Raw genomic sequence first — 6,407 nt, 5'->3', positions numbered from 1 at the left:
CCCTCCTTTCCCCCGTAGGGCGTATGCGGTATTAGCAGTCGTTTCCAACTGTTATCCCCCTCGACTGGGCAGATCCCTAGGCATTACTCACCCGTCCGCCGCTCGTCAGCAAAGTAAGCAAGCTTACCCTCTGTTACCGCTCGACTTGCATGTGTTAGGCCTGCCGCCAGCGTTCAATCTGAGCCATGATCAAACTCTTCAATTAAAGTTTTTTTGTTCGACTACGTCGAACGGCTCAATGAATTCTACTGTCATAATTCGCTTCGCTCTAAGAGCTCACAAATTACTCACTACATTGCTGTAGTTTCATATTACTATGAACATTCTCATCATTGAGTTTAAATTTTTTGATTGCCTACATTCCGAAGAACAAGAAGACAATTTCGAATAACTCAATACCTGTGAATGTCCACACAGATTACTTGATAAATTGTTAAAGAGCGGACTTGGTAACTCGCGTTAGACGCTGCGTTCCGTGTCAGTGGTGCGCATTATAGGGAACTCAATTTATTGCGCAAGGGCTTTTATCAATTTTTATTGATATTAACGCCCAACTGCGCAGTTTTTAAACTCAAACCAATGTTTTTAACTGTTTTCGCTGATTTTATATACAAATAAGGCCCTCTGCTACATTATATAATTATTATTTCCTCGGTCGATTGGGGCGGAAAATGGCACTCTACAGAGAATAAGTGCTTAAATTAGCTTATAGAGACTTAAATATGACTGAAATGAAGTTAATGTGATGTTAATTGGAAGCGAAGGACCAAATGTATTGCTTTATCGATATGGTGCGGGTTAACAGAACTTAAGATGATAATGCTGCCATCGTTATCGCGGTTACCACTTGTGGTTTCCCCCACTGCGGGTTATTGCGAGTTAATGACGATATAAAAGATAAAGGCTCAGTGAGACGTGAGTGAGAAGTGAGTGATTAAAAACAACGATGAGATAAACAAGCTAAGCCTACGTCTATTACTGCTACTTTTACTACTGTTACTACTGTTACTACTGTTACTAAATTGAACTGCATTACATGTATCTCTATATAAAAGTAGCGAGACTCTTAACACTAACGCTACCTCTATAAGAAACCGTATCTATTTTATAAAGACTGGCGAAGTAAGTTCGGCACGTCAGCAATACTGTCGACTACTGCTGTAGCAAGCTCAATACCCTCTTTATCGACGACTTTACCTGAACGCACTAATATTGCGCTATTAATACCAGCCGCTTTTGCCGCTCTCATGTCATCGGCTTTATCGCCGACCATAACTGATTGGCTTAAATCAATATTGAGAAATTGGGCTGCAGAATTGAGCATACCCGGTTTAGGTTTTCTACAATCGCAATCTTGCTTGTATTCACCTAAGCCTTTTTCAGGATGATGTGCACAATAATAAATACCGTCAAGGTCGACACCTTTGTCAGCAAAGTTCCAATCCATCCACTCGGTTAAATGATGAAAGTCATCTTCGCTGTACAGGCCACGGGCAATACCTGATTGGTTAGTGACAACAACTAGTAGATAGCCCATCTCTTTTAATGCTAAACATGCTTCAAACACGCCATCAATATATTCGAAGTCATCAACATTATGCACATAACCAGTGTCTTTATTAATAACGCCATCGCGATCTAAAAATACAGCCTTCTTCAACCTAGTCACTCCTCAAACTCAATACTGGATGGATTATCCCACTGACATCAATTTGGTGCCAGACAAACTGTTTAATTTTGCGTATTTAATCATTTAGTCCATTTTTATGATGTTTATCTGCATTTATGCATATGTTTCACTTTATAATGCGGCTGCTAAGCGTTACCCTTGCTCGAAGAAATTAGTGATGAACACAAAAATACATGAGCAATATACCTCCTATTATTCACAAAACACGAACACAACTTGTTGTGGAAGCGCTCAGAGAACAGATCCTTTCTGGTGATATAGCAGGTGGCGAACCGCTAAGACAGTCCGCAATTGCGGCACAGTTAAATGTTAGCCGAATTCCGGTTCGTGAAGCCTTAGTGCAATTAGAGGCAGAAGGTCTAGTCAATTTTGAACCGCATAAAGGGGCTACGGCCACTAAACTGTCAGTTGAACAAGTGACTGAGTTATTTGAACTTCGCGCCATGATTGAGTCAGATTTATTGGCAAAAGCCATTCCCAATTTGACCGAGCAAGACATCGAAGCAGCAGAAGCCGTGCTTATCCAACTGGAATTGGCATTTAAGCTCAAAGAGTCAGTGGCCAGTTGGAGTGAACTTAACACCCGTTTTCATACCCGTTTGTACGAGGCGGCAAACCGTCCCCATACTCTCGATGTGGTTCACGGCTTAAATACCAATTGCGATCGTTATATTCGTTTGCAGCTGTTATTTACGGGTGGCATTCCAACGGCTGAGCGTGAACACCGGATTTTACTTGAACTGTGTAAAGATCGTGATGTCCAAAAAGCAACCGATTTACTGCGCCTACATATTTTGCATGCGGCAGATTCGATTACTAAATTAGTAGAACAAAAAATTAAGTCATAACAACAGTCATGACATCAATGATAAGCCTTAGTAACACATAGACATCTGTGTCAGCTTATTGATGTTAAACAGATGACTGTTAACCTATATTGAGAGAATTGCTATGCAGTATGCACACATTACCGGTTGGGGAAAATCAGTACCGACCGCAACACTGACTAATGACGACTTAGCCACATTCATGGAAACTACCGATGAATGGATTAAAACGCGTACAGGGATCAGTAAACGTAATATAAGCCATGTTAATACCTCTGAAATGGCGTCGGTTGCGGCAAAGCACGCGCTTGCAGCAGCAGGTATAGATGGCAGTGAGTTAGATTTAATCATTTTAGCCACCGCCAGCCCGGATACGTTAATTCCTAATATTGCCTCTACTGTTCAGGCCAATATTGGCGCAACATGTGGTGCTTTTGATATAAACGCGGCATGCAGCGGCTTTTTGTATGGCGTAGGCTTAGCAAGCTCAATGATTAAAAGCGGCCAAAATAAGAAAATTCTTATTATTGGTGCTGAACGGTTATCTTTTTACTTAGATTGGTCTCGCCGTGAAACAGCAGTATTGTTTGGCGATGGCGCTGGTGCCATTGTACTAGAAGCCAGTGACAGTCCAGGCGGCATATTAGGTTATGAGTTAAATAACGATCCTGAAGGGCGCGATATTTTACAATCTAACTTTGGCACCCAAATGGACCGATTTGATACTGAGTCTCTGGATTTTTATATCCACATCAACGGTCAAGATGTATTTAAGCGTGCAATCCATGGCATGGGTAATTTAAGCGCTAAAGTGCTTGAGAAATGCAATACCGACATTAACGATGTTGATTTTGTTATTCCCCATCAAGCCAACGAACGTATTATCGACACTCTCGTTAGCCGGATGAAAATTCCTAAAGAAAAAGCTTTTGTGAATATTGCCGACTATGGCAATACATCTGCAGCAACTATCCCTATCGCGATTTGTGATGCGTTATCACAAGGTAAAATCGTGCCGGGCCAAACCATTTTATCATGTGCTTTTGGTGCGGGATTAACATCAGCAGCAATGCTATTCAAGTGGGGCGAGCGCACTACGCCAATTAATGTTAGTGACGCCGCATTACCACCGTGTGATAAAACTGCATTGGAATTAATCAAACCTGCTGTTGATTATTTTTTCAGTAAAGCTAAAGCTGCAGAATAACGCCTTATTGATACAAGAAAGTCAGTCTTAATCTGGCTTTCTTGTCTTTAATCACAAACCGCGATTTAACAACTTACCCAATAACATCAATCAATTTCTTTACTGTTAACTTTTTAACATCCCCCATCGCCGCCACTTGCGCGAGCAAGAGCTCTGCACACGATAACGCATCAACCAGAGCATTATGAGCCGAATATACAGGTAAATGATAACGCGCTCGGCTTGCACCTAACCTTAACGATCCTTGCTGTAAAATATCTTGTTGTTGCAACCTGCGTTTTTTTTCAATCGCTAAAGTATCAATAAAGACCAACGGGATTGAGTGACCAAAACAGCGTACCAGCTGCTGTTGAATAAACTGGATGTCTAGTGGTGCATGATGTGCAATTAAAATATGACCTTCGGTTTGCGATAAAAACCATGCCATCGCTTCTGGCAAAGTTAAAGCGGTGTGCAGTTGATGATCAACAATGCCATGAACAGTGGCGCTGTGTCCGACACTGCCGCTAATGGCAATCATGAGATGTTGCGCTTTTGCTAATGGGATCTCGCCTTTCACTATCGGCACTAAGCCGATACTAATCACTTGGTCATTCTTAGGGTCTAACCCTGTCATTTCAAGATCAATTGCCATTAACGGCGCATCAAGAAAAGAGCAAGCAAGAGCTGGCGTTATCGCCTGCAAATACTGGTTTAATGGCTCAGGTAAACCGGTCATTTTTTTGCGCCAAAATAACAGTTTGAACCACCAAAGCGTCGCCACTAAAAACTCCTCAAAAACTTCAATTTAATTCCAGCCTGAGCATCGTGCACCACTTTAAATGCGTCACGCAGTTGATGGCGTAATAATGATGATAAATGCTGCGGTTTTAAAAAGTTATTGATTGGCAGATTATTTGTCGCTTGATAGCCCTGGTTAGCAAGGCGCATATGGGCAATAAATTCATGGGCATCAGCAAGATTAAGCGCATCTTTACGATTAATAATATTGGCATCCATCAAGGCCCTGATCCTTTTGGCGGTGTTTACTTCCTTTATGCCTGCACTTAACGCATACACTCTGGCAATATCATTAATCAATGCACTGCCCTTATGTTTTAAGTCCATGCCTTTGACTTCACTGCCATCACGTTCAAGCACAAATTTTCTGAAAAACCCCAACGGCGGAGATTCGGTTAACGAGTTTCCAGCCATACCGGCTAGAAATATATCGTTATCTTTAGTCGACGCTAACACGTCATCTTGTAATTCACTGAATAAGCTTATTGGCCCAAATACCGCACGCATATCAAAAAAGATGCTGGCATGCATTAATGCTTTAGGATCAGGCGTTAACACCCAATGTTTAAATAACGATTTCCATTGGTTTAACGGTAAACGCCACTTAGGGTTTTGCGCCATAATATCGCCAGGGCAATAAACATAACCACATTGATCAAGCCCTTTGCACACCGCTTGAGTTAATGTTTCAAAATAAGCAGCTGCAAATTCATCAGGCTCGTGCGCCAACAATAAACCATTATCTTGATCAGAACACGCCACTTGGTCTTGGCGGCCTTGCGAGCCAAAGGCTAACCAACAAAAAGCCATTGGTGCCTTACCTAAAATTTGCTGGTTTAACTCAATTAAGCGGCGCGTTAACGCGTCAGTCACCGACGTTAATACTCGTCCAATTTCTTCAGCCCTGGCGTCGGCGCTGATGAGGTTTTGCAGTAACAACGGAATTTGTTTACTGACTTGGATTAAGCTGTCGATATTGGCCTGGCGGCCAATTTCACCTATTAGCAATAATGGTTGCGAACGCTGCGCACGTAAAATATCGGTGCTGGTGATCATCCCAATGGCTTTGCTGCCATCAACAACCGGCAAGTGGTGAATATTATGCTCGCTCATGGTGAGCATGGTTTCAAAAACTAGTGCATTGGCATGAGTAGTGATAGGGCTAACCGTCATGGCTTGACTCACCAGGGTATTAACATCTAACCCTTCCGCAATAACACGGTTTCGTAAATCACGGTCAGTTAAAATACCCACAAGCTTGTCATTATCAATCACCAGGACTGACGACACTCGGTGATCACGCATGATTTTAGCCGCATCGATGACACTGGCATGAGCCTGAACAATAATGGGTTTTGCACACATAATTGAGGTAATACGACTGGTAGTGGTCAGATCTTTAGCTTTAAAACGTCCTTCATTACGCAAACGCTTGGCAAACGCTCGAGCAAAGAACTGATCGAAACTGCGCTGCTCTGCACGTAATTGCGCAAAAATGGCTTGAGGCAAATGGTACACCAAACCATCTTCTAAAATGGCTACTTTATTAACGACCTTCTCACCCGATAATAATGTCGAAAAACCGAAGCACTCGCCTTCTGCAACCCGGTCTACCAGTATGCCTTCAGGATCGCGCACTTCAAATGCGCCACTGCGGACGATATACAATTTAGGGTTTTGCGTATCAAACTCGACAAAGGCAGAGGCTTTACTGTAATACCCAACCGTGATGTTTTTTGCGCAACGGCTAATCACCTCTGCGGGTAATGAATCAAATGGAGAATGTGCAGCTAAAAACTGCTCGACGGGTTGTAACTCGCTTGCATCCATATTTTTTCCATATTGAACACACCATACAAACACTATAGCAAAGGCAGTGGAATTGCTGCTATAGGACTTAAGC

Annotated in this window: 5 protein-coding genes and 1 rRNA gene; 2 read left to right on the top strand and 4 right to left on the bottom strand. The window is 42.4% G+C overall.

Annotated features, from left to right (window positions below):
- Positions 1-205: ribosomal RNA gene (locus ACROAE_RS14190) — 16S ribosomal RNA — on the bottom strand; the annotation flags it as partial.
- Between the two features lie 900 nt (positions 206-1,105).
- The gene (gene gmhB / locus ACROAE_RS14185; RefSeq protein ID WP_432402829.1) at positions 1,106-1,660 is read right to left on the bottom strand and encodes a D-glycero-beta-D-manno-heptose 1,7-bisphosphate 7-phosphatase; all 555 of its coding nucleotides are present in this window, start codon (positions 1,658-1,660) and stop codon (positions 1,106-1,108) included.
- Between the two features lie 203 nt (positions 1,661-1,863).
- On the opposite strand from gmhB, the gene ACROAE_RS14180 reads away from it, so the two are divergent.
- Complete coding sequence (locus ACROAE_RS14180) at positions 1,864-2,538, top strand: GntR family transcriptional regulator (RefSeq protein ID WP_432402827.1); 675 nt, start codon at positions 1,864-1,866, stop codon at positions 2,536-2,538.
- A gap of 103 nt (positions 2,539-2,641) precedes the next feature.
- Positions 2,642-3,724, top strand: a complete 1,083-nt coding sequence (locus tag ACROAE_RS14175; RefSeq protein ID WP_432402825.1) for a ketoacyl-ACP synthase III — start codon at positions 2,642-2,644, stop codon at positions 3,722-3,724.
- Positions 3,725-3,797: 73 nt separating this feature from the next.
- Here ACROAE_RS14175 and ACROAE_RS14170 read toward each other — a convergent pair whose 3' ends face one another.
- Together ACROAE_RS14170 and ACROAE_RS14165 are read right to left on the bottom strand one after the other, a co-directional pair.
- Positions 3,798-4,487, bottom strand: coding sequence for an exonuclease domain-containing protein (locus tag ACROAE_RS14170; protein ID WP_432402823.1), 690 nt, complete (start codon positions 4,485-4,487; stop codon positions 3,798-3,800).
- A complete protein-coding gene (locus ACROAE_RS14165) occupies positions 4,487-6,334 on the bottom strand; it encodes a DUF294 nucleotidyltransferase-like domain-containing protein (protein ID WP_432402821.1) in 1,848 nt (615 codons plus the stop codon). Before ACROAE_RS14165 ends, ACROAE_RS14170 begins: the two co-directional genes overlap by 1 nt.
- Positions 6,335-6,407: the final 73 nt, after the last annotated feature.

The sequence above is a fragment of the Shewanella sp. MF05960 genome (assembly GCF_050849305.1).
GTDB lineage: Bacteria > Pseudomonadota > Gammaproteobacteria > Enterobacterales > Shewanellaceae > Shewanella.
The sequence above is the reverse complement of the archived record's forward strand: the minus strand, read 5'-3'. Positions and strand labels throughout refer to the sequence as shown.

Bases quoted from the DNA above. Each gene is read 5' to 3' on its own strand.
- ACROAE_RS14165 (WP_432402821.1), bottom strand. From the start codon at position 6,334: ATGGATGCAAGCGAGTTACAACCCGTCGAGCAGTTTTTAGCTGCACAT.
- ACROAE_RS14180 (WP_432402827.1), top strand. From the start codon at position 1,864: ATGAGCAATATACCTCCTATTATTCACAAAACACGAACACAACTTGTT.
- ACROAE_RS14175 (WP_432402825.1), top strand. From the start codon at position 2,642: ATGCAGTATGCACACATTACCGGTTGGGGAAAATCAGTACCGACCGCA.